The 15,864-nt window shown below is 70.2% G+C and carries 15 protein-coding genes and 1 tRNA gene; 9 read left to right on the forward strand and 7 right to left on the reverse strand.

The window, feature by feature from the left end:
- Positions 1-35 precede the first annotated feature (35 nt).
- Positions 36-1,727, reverse strand: a complete 1,692-nt coding sequence (gene cdgB, locus JK364_RS19830; RefSeq protein WP_201852440.1) for a diguanylate cyclase CdgB — start codon at positions 1,725-1,727, stop codon at positions 36-38.
- Positions 1,728-2,075: 348 nt separating this feature from the next.
- On the opposite strand from cdgB, the gene JK364_RS19835 reads away from it, so the two are divergent.
- Positions 2,076-2,633, forward strand: a complete 558-nt coding sequence (locus JK364_RS19835) for a flavin reductase family protein (RefSeq protein ID WP_201852441.1) — start codon at positions 2,076-2,078, stop codon at positions 2,631-2,633.
- 144 nt (positions 2,634-2,777) lie between these two features.
- Here the strand turns inward: JK364_RS19835 and arfB are convergent, their stop codons facing one another.
- Positions 2,778-3,215: an alternative ribosome rescue aminoacyl-tRNA hydrolase ArfB gene (gene arfB / locus JK364_RS19840; RefSeq protein ID WP_372461964.1), complete on the reverse strand. Its 438-nt coding sequence runs from the start codon at positions 3,213-3,215 to the stop codon at positions 2,778-2,780.
- Between the two features lie 174 nt (positions 3,216-3,389).
- Between arfB and JK364_RS19845 the strand changes: the two genes are divergently transcribed.
- The gene (locus JK364_RS19845; protein ID WP_201852443.1) at positions 3,390-3,965 is read left to right on the forward strand and encodes a TerD family protein; all 576 of its coding nucleotides are present in this window, start codon (positions 3,390-3,392) and stop codon (positions 3,963-3,965) included.
- A gap of 72 nt (positions 3,966-4,037) precedes the next feature.
- Here JK364_RS19845 and JK364_RS19850 read toward each other — a convergent pair whose 3' ends face one another.
- The gene (locus tag JK364_RS19850; RefSeq protein WP_201852444.1) at positions 4,038-4,670 is read right to left on the reverse strand and encodes a TetR/AcrR family transcriptional regulator; all 633 of its coding nucleotides are present in this window, start codon (positions 4,668-4,670) and stop codon (positions 4,038-4,040) included.
- A gap of 101 nt (positions 4,671-4,771) precedes the next feature.
- Between JK364_RS19850 and JK364_RS19855 the strand changes: the two genes are divergently transcribed.
- The 5 genes from JK364_RS19855 (at position 4,772) to JK364_RS19875 (ending at position 10,321) form a co-directional block, all read left to right on the forward strand.
- A complete protein-coding gene (locus JK364_RS19855) occupies positions 4,772-5,782 on the forward strand; it encodes an NAD(P)-dependent alcohol dehydrogenase (RefSeq protein WP_201852445.1) in 1,011 nt (336 codons plus the stop codon).
- Between the two features lie 516 nt (positions 5,783-6,298).
- Positions 6,299-7,918, forward strand: coding sequence for a M4 family metallopeptidase (locus tag JK364_RS19860; protein WP_201852446.1), 1,620 nt, complete (start codon positions 6,299-6,301; stop codon positions 7,916-7,918).
- Between the two features lie 108 nt (positions 7,919-8,026).
- Entirely contained in the window at positions 8,027-9,112 is a 1,086-nt protein-coding gene (locus tag JK364_RS19865) for an S-(hydroxymethyl)mycothiol dehydrogenase (RefSeq protein ID WP_201852447.1), read from the forward strand.
- Complete coding sequence (locus JK364_RS19870; RefSeq protein WP_201852448.1) at positions 9,112-9,750, forward strand: MBL fold metallo-hydrolase; 639 nt, start codon at positions 9,112-9,114, stop codon at positions 9,748-9,750. The genes JK364_RS19865 and JK364_RS19870 overlap by 1 nt, the downstream gene beginning before the upstream one ends.
- 73 nt (positions 9,751-9,823) lie before the next feature.
- On the forward strand, positions 9,824-10,321 hold the full coding sequence (locus JK364_RS19875; protein ID WP_201852449.1) for a hypothetical protein: 498 nt from the start codon (positions 9,824-9,826) through the stop codon (positions 10,319-10,321).
- A gap of 386 nt (positions 10,322-10,707) precedes the next feature.
- Here the strand turns inward: JK364_RS19875 and JK364_RS19880 are convergent, their stop codons facing one another.
- The 4 genes from JK364_RS19880 to JK364_RS19895 all read right to left on the reverse strand — a co-directional run bounded on the left by JK364_RS19880 (position 10,708) and on the right by JK364_RS19895 (position 13,754).
- A complete protein-coding gene (locus JK364_RS19880; RefSeq protein WP_230992207.1) occupies positions 10,708-11,598 on the reverse strand; it encodes a LuxR family transcriptional regulator in 891 nt (296 codons plus the stop codon).
- Between the two features lie 23 nt (positions 11,599-11,621).
- Positions 11,622-12,326, reverse strand: coding sequence for a helix-turn-helix transcriptional regulator (locus JK364_RS19885; protein ID WP_201852450.1), 705 nt, complete (start codon positions 12,324-12,326; stop codon positions 11,622-11,624).
- Between the two features lie 821 nt (positions 12,327-13,147).
- Complete coding sequence (locus JK364_RS19890) at positions 13,148-13,405, reverse strand: LysR family transcriptional regulator (protein WP_201852451.1); 258 nt, start codon at positions 13,403-13,405, stop codon at positions 13,148-13,150.
- A gap of 276 nt (positions 13,406-13,681) precedes the next feature.
- Positions 13,682-13,754, reverse strand: a tRNA-Thr gene (locus JK364_RS19895).
- A 176-nt stretch (positions 13,755-13,930) separates the two neighbouring features.
- On the opposite strand from JK364_RS19895, the gene JK364_RS19900 reads away from it, so the two are divergent.
- On the forward strand, positions 13,931-15,067 hold the full coding sequence (locus JK364_RS19900) for an ABC transporter ATP-binding protein (RefSeq protein WP_201852592.1): 1,137 nt from the start codon (positions 13,931-13,933) through the stop codon (positions 15,065-15,067).
- A 351-nt stretch (positions 15,068-15,418) separates the two neighbouring features.
- Positions 15,419-15,838 (forward strand): hypothetical protein, encoded by a 420-nt coding sequence (locus JK364_RS19905; protein WP_037961470.1) that lies wholly within the window; start codon positions 15,419-15,421, stop codon positions 15,836-15,838.
- The last annotated feature ends 26 nt before the right edge of the window (positions 15,839-15,864 follow it).

Genomic DNA, 15,864 nt, shown 5'->3' on the forward strand with positions numbered 1-15,864 from the left:
CGGCGCAGCCTACCGCGACCGACCGCCCCCCTACCTCATCCAGCCCGGCGGCGCTCCTTGGAGCGGGACCGCTTCTCGATGTACATCCGCTGGTCAGCGGAGTGCAGCACTTCTTCGGCCGACATTCCGCAGCCCGCCCAGCCAATGCCGAAGCTGGCGCCGACCCGGACGGCCCGGCCGTCCACCCGGATGGGCGGAATGATCGCGTTGCGCAGCCGTACCGCCAGGTCAGCCGCGTCGGCCCGGCCGAGGCCGTCGGCGAGGACGACGAACTCGTCACCGCCGAGGCGGGCGACCGTGTCCCCTTCCCGCACTCCGTTGGTCAGCCGGCGGGCGACCTCGATGAGTACGGCGTCGCCCGCGTGGTGCCCGAACCGGTCGTTGATGGACTTGAAGCCGTCGAGGTCGCAGAAGAGCACCGCGAGGCCCTTGTGGCCGTCGTCGATGTCGGAGTCCTCGTTGGGCGGGACGGTATGCACATGGCCGTCGAACGGGGCGGTCTCGACCGGGGGCGGGGTGCCGAAGAACTCGAAATCGTCGAAACCGTGCAAATGCCCCGCCGCGTCCACATAGACCCCGCCGGAGCCCGCGACACCGCCGTCCGACGCGCCCCCGCCCTCGTACCCCCCGCCCGGCCGGGGCGGGGTGGCGCACAGCCGGGCGGCCAGCCGGGCGCGCAGCTCGGCGCTGTTGGGCAGGCCGGTCAGGGAGTCATGGCTGGCGCGGTGGGCGAGCTGCAGCTCATGGCGCTTGCGCTCCTCGATGTCCTCGACATGGGTGAGCAGGAAGCGCGGGCCGTCGGCGGCGTCGGCCACCACCGAGTTGCGCAGCGAGACCCAGACGTATGAACCGTCGCGGCGGGCCAGCCGCAGCTCGGCGCGGCCGCCCTCGGCGGAGGTGCGCAGCAGGGTGCCGATGTCCTCGGGGTGGACCAGGTCGGAGAAGGAGAAGCGGCGCATCGTGGAGGCCGGGCGGCCCAGCAGTCGGCACAGGGCGTCGTTGGCCCGCAGCAGCCGGCCGTGCTGATCGCCGCCCATCTCGGCGATGGCCATGCCGCTGGGCGCGTACTCGAACGCCTGCCGGAAGGACTCCTCGCTGGCGCGCAGCGCCTGCTGTTCGCGCTCCAGGCGCAGCAGGGCGCGCTGCATATTGCCGCGCAGCCGGGCGTTGCCGATCGCGACGGCGGCATGGAAGGCGTACATCTGGAGGGCCTCGCGGCCCCAGGCACCGGGGTGGCGGCCGTTGCGCGGTTTGTCGACGGACAGGACGCCTATGAGCTCACCGCCGGAGGCGCCCGCCGCGTGGAGCGGCGCGAACAGGCGGTCCATCGGATGCCATTCGTCGGGGAAGCGGGGCGCGGGTCCTGTGGTGTGCCACTGCGGGACGTCGTCGTCGTCGAGGACCCAGCCCTCGCTGTACGGGATGAAGCGCAGATCGCCCCAGCGCTCACCCATGGACAGCCGTCGCTCCCAGGAGCAGCGGGAGCCGACCCGCCCGGCCATCAGCGCCTCGGCCCCGGCGCTGCCACCGACCGCGGCGACGACGAGGTCCCCGTCGGGGCGGACGAGGTTGACGGCCGACAACTCGAAGCCGAGCCCGGCGATGACACCGTCGGCGACGGCCTGAAGCGTGTCGGCGAGGCTGCGTGCGGTGTTCAGATCGGCGACCACCTGGTGCAGCTGCCGCAGTGTCGTAAGGCGGATGTACGGCTCCGACTCGGTCTCCATCGATCGCACTCCCCCGAGACCTCGACAGCAAACTCCTGGCGTCTTGTCGTCCCATTGCCACGGCCACTGAATCACAGCGAGCTGTCCACTCGGTACACAGGGTCAACAATTACTGCCTGCTGTGACTCATGTCACAGACCGTGTTCACTTCTTCAACAGCGCGGGTGGGAGCGCTCCTAGTTTTTGTGATCGCAAATCCCGGAACGAGGGCGCCTGGCCATGCAAGGCGGCCGCCCGGGAAGCCCGGACACCCTCCGGCTCGGCGCCGGGCCTACGGCCCGCGACCTACACCCTGAGTGGTCCCCGGGCCCGATGCGGGGACCGGCCGGGGGCGGTTAGCGTCGAAGGGTGCTCCCAACGACTCCTTCCAGCCCAGCCGAGCCCGCCGTCCCCCATGCTGGTGGGGTGAGCGAGGACGAGTTCCGCATCGCGCTGTCGCGGTTCACCGCGGGCGTGGTGCTGGTGACCGCGCACGACCCGGAGGAGGGGCCGCGCGGCGAGGACGTCGGCATGACGGCCACCGCGTTCATGTCAGTGTCACTTGACCCGCCGCTGGTGATGGTGAGCGTTCGCAACGGGTCCCGGATGGACGAGCTCCTGGAGCGACAGCCCCACTGGGCGGTATCGGTCCTGTCGCAGGGTCAGCGGCACATCGCGGGACGATTCGCCATGAAGGGTCGCATCAGCGACAGATTGCTGTTCGAGGACATGTCCGTGGTGCGGGGCGAACATACGGACGCGCCGCTCGCGGTGGGCGCGCTGGCGACGCTGGAGTGCCGCACCGAGCAGCGGGTGACGGCCGGGGACCACACGCTGGTGGTGGCCCGGGTGCTCGCCGCGGCGGCACCGGCCGCGGAGGGCGGGCCGCTGACGTACTTCAGGGGGCGCTACCGGACGCTGGGGTGAGGGCGCCGGGGTGAGGAGCGCCGAAGAGGTGGCGGCCGGGGAACGGTGACCGGGCGGACCGGGCGGCTCGGCCCGGGGCTACGTCCGGCCCGACCCGGGGCTACGTCCAGCGCCGCCCGGGAACACATCCAGCCCCGCCCGGGGCTACGTCCAGCCCCGCCCCGTACGCCCACGCTTGGTCTCGCTCCGCTGCTTCTTCTCACGCAGCCGCCGCTCGTTGATGCCCCGGGGGATCCGGGTGGGGCGGCGCGGCTTGGGCGGTGGCGCGGTCGCCTCCGCGAGCAGTGACGCGAGCCTTACGGCGGCCGTCTCGCGGTTGCGCCACTGCGAACGGTGCTCGGAGGCCCGTACGGTCACCACCCCGTCCACCAGCCGGCCCGCCAGCCGCTCCAGGGCGCGCTCCTTCCATACGGACGGCAGCGCTTCGGTGCGGGCGAGGTCGAAGCGCAGCTCGACCTGGCTGTCACTGGTGTTGACGTGCTGTCCGCCGGGCCCGGAGGACCGCGAGAAACGCCACATCAACTCGGCCTCCGGCAAGAAGACCGAACCTCGGATGACATAGGGCGCGGGCATGTCCCCCATGGTCGCCTGCCGACCCCGGCGGCGTCATCTCGTTATCTCGTCGTACCCCGACATCAGGGTTTGGCAAAGAAAGTAAAGAGAGCTGGAACCTGTCGGGGCGTTCATGGCGTTGTGGAGGGTGACGACGGCTTCGCCCGTCGCCTCGGACCATAGAGACCACGAAAGGGACTCCCCATGGCTGTAAGCCTGTCCAAGGGCGGCAACGTCTCGCTCACCAAGGAGGCACCGGGCCTGACCGCCGTCACGGTCGGCCTCGGCTGGGACGTCCGCACCACCACGGGCACCGACTTCGACCTCGACGCGAGTGCCATCGCCGTGAACACGAACGGCAAGGTCTACTCCGACCAGCACTTCGTGTTCTTCAACAACAAGTCCACGCCGGACCAGACCATCGTCCACACCGGTGACAACGTCACCGGCCAGGGCGAGGGCGACGACGAGCAGATCAACATCAACCTGGCCGGTCTGCCGGCCGACGTGGAGAAGATCGTCTTCCCGGTCTCGATCTACGAAGCCGAGTCCCGTAGCCAGAACTTCGGCCAGGTGCGGAACGCGTTCATCCGCATCGTCAACCAGGCCGGCGGCACCGAGATCGCCCGCTACGACCTGAGCGAGGACGCGGCCACCGAGACCGCCATGGTCTTCGGCGAGCTGTACCGCAACGGCGCGGAGTGGAAGTTCCGTGCCGTGGGCCAGGGCTACGCCTCCGGCCTGGTGGGCATCGCCAAGGACTTCGGCGTCAGCGTCTGAGGTTCCACCAGCGCACCACCACCGAGGGCCGCCCCGCATCCGGGGCGGCCCTCGCCGTGTCCGCGGCGAAAGTCACCCCTGCTCCCGTCCGGCACCGAAGGCGCCCGAGACCGCCTGGGAGAGGGCCCGCTTGCGGCGGGTGTGGGCCTTGGGCGGGTCGTCGGGGGCGGCGGTGGCGGAGAGGCCGGCTGCGGACCAGGTCAGGGCCATGGCGAGGACCAGCGCGAGGACGTCCTGGGGGTCGATCGAGGCGGTGACACGGCCGGCGCGCTGGGCCTCGGCGATCGCCTGGAGTTTGACGGTGACGGCGGATGACTCGGTCGCCAGGTCGTCAGTCGCCAGGCTGCCGGTCGCCAGGCTGCCGGTGACCAGGTTGTCGGTGACCACTCCTTCGAGCTTGGCCCAGGTGGCCAGGCGGATCAGTTCCGGCCGTTCGACGGCGGTCTCGTAGAGCCGCACGGCGTACTGGGGGAGGTCGTCGGCCGTGAACGGGACGGCGTCGACGACGGCGTCGGCGTGGAGGCGGAAGACGGCGCCGAAGAGGCCGAGCTTGTCCCCGAAGTAGGCGTACAGCTGCGCCTTGTTGACACCCGCGGCGGCCGCGATGCGGTCGACCCGTGCGCCCGCGATGCCATGGGCGGCGAAGTCGGCGGTGGCCGCGTCGAGCAGGCGGCGGCGGGTGGCATCGCTTTTCCGGGGAGACACGGGGGTCAGATTACCAACTGGTTAGTTGCCAGCGCTGGGCGTGGGCGCGTAGCGTACAAAAAACCAACCAACTAGTTAGTTAGAAAATGAGGTGGGGACGCATGTCCGTGCGCGCGTACGCGGTGGAGCGGGCCGGTGGGCCCATACAGCGGCTCGAGTACGAGCCGGAGCCCCTGGGCCCCCTGGAGGTCGACGTCGCCGTGACGCACTGCGGCGTCTGCCAGACCGATGTCAGCCTGGTGGACGACGTGTACGGCTTGTCCCGGTACCCGGTGGTCGCGGGGCATGAGGCGGTCGGTGTGGTCGAGGCCATGGGCGGCGCCGTCGACGGCACGCGGCTGGCCGTGGGTCAGCGCGTGGGTATCGGCGCGGTGGCCGGGGCGTGCTTCACCTGCGAGTGGTGCCTCACCGGCCGACAGTATCTGTGCCCGCACAAGGACGACACGGCGCTGCGCGGCGACCGCGGCGCGTTCGCCACCCGGGTGCGGGCGAGTGACTGGCGGTATGTCCAGCCGCTGCCCGACACGCTCGCCTCCGAGCACGCGGCGCCGCTGCTGTGCGCCGGGATCACGGTCTTCTCGTCGATCGCCCGGAACGGGGTGCGGCCCACGGACCGGGTCGCCGTGGTGGGCGTGGGCGGCCTGGGCCACCTCGCGATCCAGTTCCTCGCCAAGTGGGGCTGCCATGTGACCGCCATCTCCTCGACGGCGGCGAAGGCGGACGACGCCCGGCGGTTCGGCGCCCATGAGTTCATCGTCGCGGATGAGGGGCTGGAGCGGGCCACGGGCTCGTTCGACTTCATCCTCTCGACCGTCTCGGCCGATCTGCCGTGGGACGCGTACCTCGCGGCGCTGCGCCCGGAGGGGACGCTGTCCGTGGTCGGCGTTCCCCACGGGCCGTTCAGCTTCCACCCGTTGAGCCTGCTGCCGGGCGAGAAGCGGATCGTCGGCGGCGTCGTGGGATCAGCGGAGGAGAACCGGCGGATGCTGGACTTCGCGGCGCGGCACGGCATCCGCCCGGCCGTCGAGACGTTCCCGGTCGCGCGCATCGACGAGGCGCTCGACCACGTCCGCCACGGACGCGCGCGCTACCGGGCGGTGCTGGAGTTCTGACGCCGGACCGGCGGTGCTGGAGTTCTGACGCCGGGCCGTGCCCCCGGTAAACGCGGCCGCGCCCGCGCCCCGCGCACAGATCGCCTTCTCGTCGCGTACACAGCAACGCACGGCAACCCCGCCCGCCGCGCCCGCCGATCGCCCCGCCGCGCTCGTCACCTGGGCGATCGGCCGGGCCCTGCCCCCGCCCCGGCCGGCGGCACCGATGCGGCAGGGGCATGACGTAGTGGCATAAGTCGGCATCAACCAGCCGTTGTTGCCTCATGCCTCGCTGACCGAATTCGCCCCTACTTGAATAACGTCGAGTCAAATTCTTGTTACGCGTCTATCCCAACCGATCGTTCAATGACAATCTCTGGTCGGCCCGCCGCACGTCTTCTGACCCCGCGGTAAGGCCCTCATGCACCTCTCTGTGCACCACTCGCACCACTCCTGCTCGACCGGACGGCCCACCCATGGCCGTCCGTACCCCCTACACAGGGCCGCGACCCGGCGGCCCCAAGGCAAGGAGACCGAGTGAGACCCATCGCTTCCTCCCCCCGTAAGAAGACCGTCCGCGTGGCGGCGCTCGTCGCCTCCGCCGCCATGGTCGTCATCGGCGTGCAGACCGGCCAGGCCAGCGCCCAGCCGGAGCACTCCCGCGAGGCGGGCGCCACGGCGCTTCCGCTGACCGCGGGCGAGCGCGCCACCGCGATCAAGGCGGCCCAGGCCGACGCCTCCGCGCAGGCCGAGTCCCTCGGGCTCGGGGCCAAGGAGAAGCTCCTCGTCCGCGACGTCATCAAGGACGCGGACGGAACCGTTCACACCCGCTACGAGCGCACCTACGCGGGGCTGCCCGTCCTCGGCGGCGACCTGGTCGTCCACGAGAAGACCAGCGGCGCGCGCTCCGTCAACAAGGCCACCGACGCGCGGATAGCGGTCAAGAGCACCGACGCCGCCGTGGCCTCCTCGGCCGCCTCCGGCACCGCGCTGAAGGCCGCGCCGAAGGCGACCACCGGCGAGAAGGCCAAGTCGCCGCGGAAGGTGGTCTGGGCGGCCACCGGCACGCCCGTCCTGGCCTGGGAGACCGTCGTCACCGGCACGCAGGCCGACGGCACCCCGAGCGAGCTGCACGTCGTCACCGACGCCACCACGGGCAAGAAGCTGTCCCAGTGGGAGGGCGTCGAGACCGGCACCGGCACCAGCAAGTACAGCGGCACGGTGCCCCTGGGCACCACCAAGAGCGGCTCCACCTACAGCCTCACCGACTCCACCCGGGGCAACCACAAGACGTACGACCTGAACCAGGGCAGCTCGGGAACCGGCACCCTGTTCACCGACGCGGACGACACATGGGGCGGCGGACGCCAGACCGCCGGTGTCGACGCGCACTACGGCGCGGCCGAGACCTGGGACTTCTACAAGGAGTTCCTCGGCCGCAACGGCATCAAGAACAACGGCGTGGGCTCGTACTCCCGCGTCCACTACGGCAACAACTACGTCAACGCCTTCTGGCAGGACTCCTGCTTCTGCATGACGTACGGCGACGGCTCGGGCAACGCCAACGCGCTGACCGCGATGGACGTGGCCGGCCACGAGATGAGCCACGGTGTGACCGCGGCCACCGCGAACCTCAACTACGCCGGTGAGCCCGGCGGTCTCAACGAGGCCACCTCCGACATCATGGCCACCGCGGTGGAGTTCTACTCGGGCAACTCCGCGGACGTCGGTGACTACCTCATCGGCGAGAAGATCAACATCAATGGCGACGGCACCCCGCTGCGCTACCAGGACAAGCCCAGCAAGGACGGGGCGTCCAAGGACTACTGGTCCTCGACGCTCGGCAACATCGACGTCCACTACTCCTCCGGCCCCGCCAACCACTTCTTCTACCTGCTGTCCGAGGGCAGCGGCGCGAAGGTGATCAACGGCGTGAGCTACAACAGCCCGACCTACGACGGCTCGACCGTCACCGGGATCGGCCGGGACAAGGCCATCAAGATCTGGTACCGGGCCCTGACCACGTACTGGACCTCGACGACCAAGTACGCGGGCGCCCGCACCGGCACCCTCAGCGCCGCCTCCGACCTCTACGGGGCCAACTCCACCGAGTACAAGGCGGTCGCCGCCGCCTGGACCGCGATCAACGTGAAGTAACCGGTCCGCTGAAGCGATGACGGGCCGCACCGGGGGACCGGTGCGGCCCGTTCCGGACGGGCCTCGTCATCCCTGTCGTAGCCGCTGGTCGCCACTTACGCTGCTGTCATGACTCAACAGGTACGCGGCGTGGTGGCCCCCGGCAAGGGCGAGCAGGTCAGGATCGAGACGATCGTGGTGCCGGACGCCGGCCCCGGCGAAGCGGTGGTAAAGGTCCAGGCGTGCGGCGTCTGCCACACCGATCTGCACTATCGGGAGGGCGGGATCAACGATGAGTTCCCCTTCCTCCTCGGCCATGAGGCGGCGGGCATCGTGGAGTCCGTCGGCGAGGGCGTCACGGAGGTGGCCCCCGGGGACTACGTGATCCTCAACTGGCGCGCGGTCTGCCACGAGTGCCGGGCCTGCCGCCGCGGCCGCCCCTGGTACTGCTTCAACACCCACAACGCGAAGCAGCCCATGACCCTGACCGACGGCACCGCGCTCACCCCGGCGCTCGGCATCGGCGCGTTCGCCGAGAAGACGCTGGTGGCCGCCGGGCAGTGCACCAAGGTCGACCCCTCGGCCTCGCCCGCCGCGGCCGGGCTGCTCGGCTGCGGGGTGATGGCCGGCATCGGCGCCGCGCTCAACACCGGCAACGTCCAGCGCGGTGACTCCGTCGCCGTGATCGGCTGCGGCGGGGTCGGCGCCGCCTCGGTCGCCGGGGCGCGGCTGGCCGGGGCCGCGAAGATCATCGCGGTGGACGTGGACGACCGGAAGCTGGAGTGGGCCCGCTCGCTGGGCGCCACCCACACCCTCAACGGCAAGAGCGCCGACGTCGTCGAGGCCGTCCGCGAGCTGACCGACGGCAACGGCGCCGACGTCGTCATCGAGGCGGTCGGCCGCCCCGAGACCTACAAGCAGGCGTTCTACGCCCGCGATCTGGCCGGCACCGTCGTCCTGGTCGGCGTCCCCACCCCCGAGATGAAGCTGGAGCTGCCGCTCCTGGACGTCTTCGGGCGCGGCGGGGCACTCAAGTCCTCCTGGTACGGGGACTGTCTGCCGGACCGCGACTTCCCCATGCTGATCGACCTCTACCAGCAGGGCCGCCTCGACCTGGACGCGTTCGTCAGCGAGACGATCGGGCTCGAGGACATCGAGGAGGCGTTCGCCAAGATGCACCGCGGCGAGGTGCTCCGCTCGGTGGTGATGTTCTGATGACCCCTCCGCCCGTACGCGTCGACCACCTCGTCACCTCCGGCACCTTCTCGCTGGACGGCGGCACCTGGGAGGTGGACAACAACGTGTGGCTGATCGGCGACGACCACGAGGTGTACGTGATCGACGCCGCGCATGACGCCGACGCCATCGCGGACGCCGTCGGCGGCCGCCGGCTGCTCGGCATCATCTCCACCCACGGCCACGACGACCACATCGACGCGGCCCCCGCGCTCGCCGAGCGCACCGGCGCGCCGATCCTGCTGCACCCGGAGGACGAGGTGCTGTGGCGGATGCGCCACCCGGACCGCGCCCCGGACAAGCCGCTGGCCGACGGTGACGTCCTTACCGTGGCCGGGACGCGGCTGCGGGTGCTGCACACCCCCGGCCACTCCCCCGGCGCCGTCTGTCTGTACGCACCGGCGCTGACCACGGTCTTCTCCGGGGACACCCTGTTCCAGGGCGGCCCGGGGGCCACCGGGCGCTCGTACTCGTCCTTCCCGACGATCATCGAGTCGATCCGGGAGCGGCTGCTGACGCTGCCCCCGGAGACGGTGGTCCGCACCGGCCACGGCGACTCCACGACCGTCGGGGACGAGGCCCCGCACCTCGAGGAGTGGATCGCGCGCGGGCACTGAGCCGCGCTCGAACGGCGAGCGCGGGGCCGCCCGCCCGGCGGGCGGCCCCGCGCCCCATGACACCATCGACCGCGTGATCGACCTGGGCTACTCCCTCTCCCGCCGCTTCCCCGACCCGCCACAGACCGACTACCGGCGCGCGGATCCGCACACCCTGCGGCACGACCTGTTCTGCGGCGATGTCTACCTCGCCGATACGGAGACGGACCGCGAGCTGTCCACAGCCTGGGGATGGGTGCCGGTGCTCGACTTCTCCTGGGCGCTGTGCGACATCGTGGAACGGCTCGACCGGGACCCGCGCGGCAGCCGCTCGGCCACCCCGGTCCACGCCGAGCTGGACTTCACCGAATCGACCGACCGGCTGCTCTTCGAGCGCCGCTTCGGCTGGGTGGACATCACCGCCGACTGGGCGCCGGCCGAGGAGGCGCCGCTGACCTTCAACCACGCGGCGCTGCGCCGCGAGGCCCGCGACTTCCTGCACGATCTGATCGCCGACCTCACGGATCTGCACGAGGGGCTCGGTGACAACCCCGTGGTGTGGGATCTGCAGTCGCGCTTCCCGCGCGTATGAGGACCGGCGATACCCGCGAGGTCCTGGCGGGTGCCGCGAAGTCCCGGCGGGTGCCGCGAAGTCCCGCGAGGTCCCGCGAGATGCCGTGTGTCCCGCGAGAGTTCGCGGAGGTCCGGTGGGGCTGGAAACCGTCGCCGAACCTCCGCTCCGGCAGCGTTCTCGGGGGTTGAATGCCGCCGGCGGGGAAACTCCCCCGCGCCGCGGCACGGGGGCTGAATTCCCTCGTCGCCATATGTATCGACCGCCGAGAACCCTCCGCAAAGGGCGCTACAGGAAGCTGCCAGACCCGAGCGGGACCTCGCCGATCACCGGCGTTTCCGGCCACCGGAGGCCCCGCTCGGCTCGCCGTTTCCGGCCATCATGACCATGGCTTCGGCGGGTCCTCATCATGACCATGGCTTCGGCGGGTCCTGGGACGGTGTCATGGGCAGCAGGCCCAATTCCGCCGCCCGTACCCCCGCCTGAAACCGTGAGTTGGCCCCCAGCAACGCCATGATTTCGGCCACATAGCGACGGTATGTACGAACGGAGACCGCCAACTCGCGGGCCGCGACCTCATCGGTGGCCCCCAGCCGCAGCCGCTCCAGGATCGGCCGCACCAGTTCGCCGCGCGATCGCTCGCCCAGCTCGATGCGCTCGCTGACCGACAGCGCGGTCCGCCAGATCCCGTCGAACAGCGTCTGGAGCGTCTCGATGACGCCCGAGTCGCGGAGGGTGGAGGCGCGCCGGCCCGCGGCCGAGTCCGCGCACACCAGCGCGGCCCGGCCGTCCACGATGAGGGCGGCGAGCAGCGGAATGCGCGCCACCCGGACCTCCAGGGCGTTCTCGTCCCCCACATGCCGCTGTACGAAGCCCCAGTCCACGGTGTTCTGGGCGCACAGCATCCGAGTGCGCACGGTGTCGCCGCCCGACCGCAGCCAGCCGTCGAGCGCGCCGTGCAGCACGTGCACATGCGCGGCCTCCGCCGCCAGCACCACGTCCACCCGTTCCGTGGCCGTGCGCAGCAGGTCCTGCGCGGCGGCGTGCACTTCCTTGTCGTCCGCCTCGACGGCCGCGACCCATGAGTTCCGCAGCTGCCGGTCGCGGTGTTTGACCACCGTGGACTCGATGAGCGCGCGGACCGCGAGGAGTTCCTCGGTGATGTCGTCCGCGGGGCGCCCGTCGTCCTCGGAGCCACCGGAGGGCCCGTCGTCCCCCGGGTGCCGGGGCCCGTCGTCCCCGTCGTCGTCATCGTGCTGTCGCTGGACCCCGGCCCCCGCCGGCGTGGGAACCCTCATTGCCCTCACCCCCGTGAATTCGCTCAATCCACCAGCTCGCGGTCGGCCGCGGAGAGCAGCCCGAGCTCGACCGCGCGCACGCCCGCCTGGAAGCGGGAGCTCGCGCCCACGTCCCGCATGATCGTCGCCACATGGCGGCGGTAGGTGCGCAGCGAAATCTGGATCTTCTTGGCCGCGACGTCGTCGGTGTGCCCCTCGCTGAGCCGCTCGAGGATCACCCGCATGGAGTCCGAGCGGAGCCGCTCGGCCAGCCGCAGATGTTCGTGCACCGGCATCGCGCTGCCCCAGGCCCCGGCGAACATCAGATACAGCGCGCGCACGGAGGCGAGGTCGGTGTTGACGGTGGCGTAACGGCCGTCGCGCTCGGGTCCGGAACGCCCGAACGCCGCCTTGCCGTCGACGATGACGGTCCCGTGCAGTTCGGCGTCGGTGACCCGGACGTCGAAGCCCAGCTGGCCGGTGCGCACCGCGGCGAGGACGCCGTGGGGGACCGCGAGCACCTGCGGGGTGCACAGCAGCCGTACGGTGACTCCGGACTTGGCCACCGCGGCGAACCGCCCCATCATCGCGAGCATCGGCCTGGCCCGCTCCAGGTCGCCCGGCACGATCACGCTGACGCTGTACTTGGCACCGGCCAGCAGACGCCCGACGGCCTGCGCGACCGCCACGCCATCGGTGACGAGCACCATGGGCGAGGGCTGTGGCGGAATGCTGCGATGCAGGGTCACCGCCGATTCGATGAGCTCACATACCTGCTTGAGCGTCTCTTCTACGCCGTCGGATCTTCCACTCGAATTCGACAGTTCTGACATGACTCCCCCACTGGCACACGACAGACCTGCCGCGTACCCGTCGATGAACACCGAGCGGCCGCACGGCCGAGCTGCGGCCGCATGACGCCCGACGATTTCCCCAGCGTTTTAATCCACGAATGACACGGGCATCGGAACTGCCCGCTCCCCCCTGCATCGCCGTACATTCACGTACGTTCAAGTGCGCGTTAACCAGCGTGCGTTCTCTCCAGAAGGCCGCCCCCCAGGCCGTGCGGCGGCGAGATTAGTTCGCTGGCCGCACCTCAGTCAACGCATCATAGTTGATAACGTTCGGATAAATCGGCCACGTCAGGAGCGGAAACCGACCCCGCTCCGCATCCGGGCCACGGGATTGACATCAAGTTGCACATCTGTCCGGAAACACAGCTCGGACGATCGCGCTCCGGGTGCGCAACGCAGCGGTAGGGGCACGGTGCGCAATCACGGCGATGCCCGATGACCGCTTGCTGTCAGCTATGCGCCCACGCCGCCCCGACACGGCCCGCTATCTTCGCCCACTGCCGGTCAACACTACGAAACCCCAGGTCACTTAGGGTTTCACCGTACCCCGCGACGCATTTCGCAGCGGACCGCACCGCCCCGGCTGTGACGCGCTTTACACCGATGACAGCGCCGTCCATACACGGGCGCGGACGCGGCGCAAGGGTGCGATCCACCCCGTACCGGCCGAGACCGGCCCACCGGGTACACCGCCGCGCTTCCGGTGACAAGCCACCTCAGGCCGCCGCACACGCGTCCTTCATGTCATCAATGAGCGCCAGTACGGCCCGCGCTGACGGCAGAATCGCACGCCCCGCCTTGGTCAGCTGAGTACCGGTGGAGTCCCGCCTGAAAAGCCGCACGCCCAAGGCTTGTTCAAGACACTTGATCTGGTAACTGATGGCCGGCTGTGAATAGTCGAGTGCCTTCGCTGCCTCGTCCATGCGGCCGATCTCGGCGATGGATACGAAGGCACGGAACTCACGCTCATGCATTTCTTCCCCCTGATATCCGCGTGCAGGCCATATCAACGGATCGAATCCCGATCGGCAACAGCGGATGCAGGAAGCTGCAAGGGCCAACATGATCAATCCATGCGCCCGGACGGGCCCCGCCCCCGCCCTCGCCACCCGCCCTCGCCGCCCGACCGGCACACCCCCGACCGGCACACCCCTGGCCGCGACACCGGCCCGCGACACCGGGGACCTCCCCCTGGGGCGCCGTGGCAATGAAAAAACCGCAGAGTCACATGGGTGATCTGCGGTTTCGAGAGCCGACTGTCGGGTTCGAACCGACGACCTTCGCTTTACAAGAGCGGTGCTCTACCAGCTGAGCTAAGTCGGCGTCCCCTGCAGTGTACCCGGCCCCGAGGCGTGATCCGTTCGAAAATTCCCGGGTCCTGGCTAGAGACATGGCCGCCCTCGCCGGTATAGCGTCACGCCAATCCACCTCCGGTGGACTAGACCCCTCCTTTACTCGGATCGTCCGGCACGTTCCTGCCGGTGAAGGGACAGATCACCATGGCCACGGTCACGTACGACAAGGCAACCCGGGTATACCCGGGCACCGAGAAGCCCGCTGTCGACCAGCTCGACATCTCCATCGAGGACGGCGAGTTCCTCGTACTCGTCGGCCCCTCCGGCTGCGGGAAGTCGACCTCCCTGCGGATGCTCGCGGGGCTGGAGGACGTCAACGGCGGGGCCATCCGGATCGGGGACCGCGATGTCACCCATCTGCCGCCGAAGGACCGGGACATCGCCATGGTGTTCCAGAACTACGCGCTGTACCCGCACATGTCCGTCGCCCAGAACATGGGCTTCGCGCTCAAGATCGCCGGCGTGAACAAGACCGAGATCCGGCAGAAGGTCGAGGACGCGGCGAAGATCCTGGACCTCACCGAGTACCTCGAGCGCAAGCCGAAGGCGCTGTCCGGTGGTCAGCGGCAGCGTGTCGCGATGGGCCGGGCGATCGTCCGGGAGCCGCAGGTGTTCCTCATGGACGAGCCGCTGTCCAACCTGGACGCCAAGCTGCGTGTGCAGACGCGTACCCAGATCGCCAGCCTGCAGCGGCGGCTGGGCATCACGACCGTGTACGTCACCCACGACCAGGTCGAGGCCATGACCATGGGCGACCGGGTGGCGGTGCTGAAGGACGGTCTGCTCCAGCAGGTCGACTCGCCGCGCAACATGTACGACCGTCCGAACAACCTCTTCGTCGCGGGCTTCATCGGCTCGCCCGCGATGAACCTGGTCGAGGTGCCCATCACCGACGGCGGGGTGAAGTTCGGCAACAGCGTCGTCCCGGTCTCGCGTGAGGCGCTGAGCGTCGCGTCCGACAACGGCGACCGTACGGTCACCGTGGGCGTCCGGCCCGAGCACTTCGACGTGGTCGAGCAGAACGGCGGCGCCGCCCAGGGCCTCACCAAGGCGTCCGAGGACGCCCCGGCCGGTCTCGCCGTCACCGTCAACGTCGTCGAGGAGCTCGGCGCCGACGGCTACGTCTACGGCACCGCCGAGGTCGGCGGCGAGGTCAAGGACCTGGTCGTCCGCGTGAACGGGCGCCAGGTGCCGGAGAAGGGCGCGCAGCTGCACGTCGTGCCGCGGCCGGGCGAGACGCACGTCTTCTCGACCTCGTCCGGGGAGCGGCTCAGCGACTGAGGCCGCTTGCCCGTCAGTTCGTACCGACGGCGCCGTTCGTCCGCTTCCCGCGGACGGGCGGCGCCGTCGCGTTGGGTGGGGTGCCGTTGGGTGGGGTCGCGTTGGGTGGGCAGGGAGCGCGTCGCGGTGTTGCGTTGTCGATAAATTCCCCGACATTCCGCGTATTTCGCCCCCGAGCGTCAACACTCCGAACGCCAAGAGTGGGTTTCCATCACCCGGCCTGGTGACTGAATGTCGCCAAATCGTCGCTCCTCGCTACGATCACCGCGTACCGCAGTTCCGCACCACCCACTCCGCACCACCCACTCCGTACCACCCACTCCGTACCACCCACCCGCGAGGAACCACCCCGTGAACCACGCAGCCCGCCGCATCGGCAGAACGCTCGCCCTCGTCCTCCCCGTCGTGCTCGTCCTCTCCGGCACCCTCGCGGTCACCCGCGTCCCCTGGGCCTCGCCGAGCGCCGAGTCGCAGATCCTCACCGCCTCCTCCGACCGGGCGTCCACCCATGCCACCCACCGGGCCCCGCATGAGCTGCTGCGCGACCGGCTGCTCGCCGAGCTCCAGGAGAAGAACCCCTCCGTGGCGCTCACCCACCTCCAGGTGGCGACGGCCGAACGGCCCTCACTCGCCAAGCACTGCGCCTCCATCGCCCGTGCGCTCGGCCGCGCCGCGGTCGCCAAGTACGGCGGGGTGAACCGCGCCCAGGCGTACGCACGGCCCGTCTGCGACACCTCGTTCGCGTCCGGGACCACCCAGGCGTACCGCTGACCGCGCCCCACGCCGTACCGCCGGGG

This window comes from Streptomyces endocoffeicus, from assembly GCF_016741935.1.
Taxonomy (GTDB): domain Bacteria; phylum Actinomycetota; class Actinomycetes; order Streptomycetales; family Streptomycetaceae; genus Streptomyces; species Streptomyces endocoffeicus.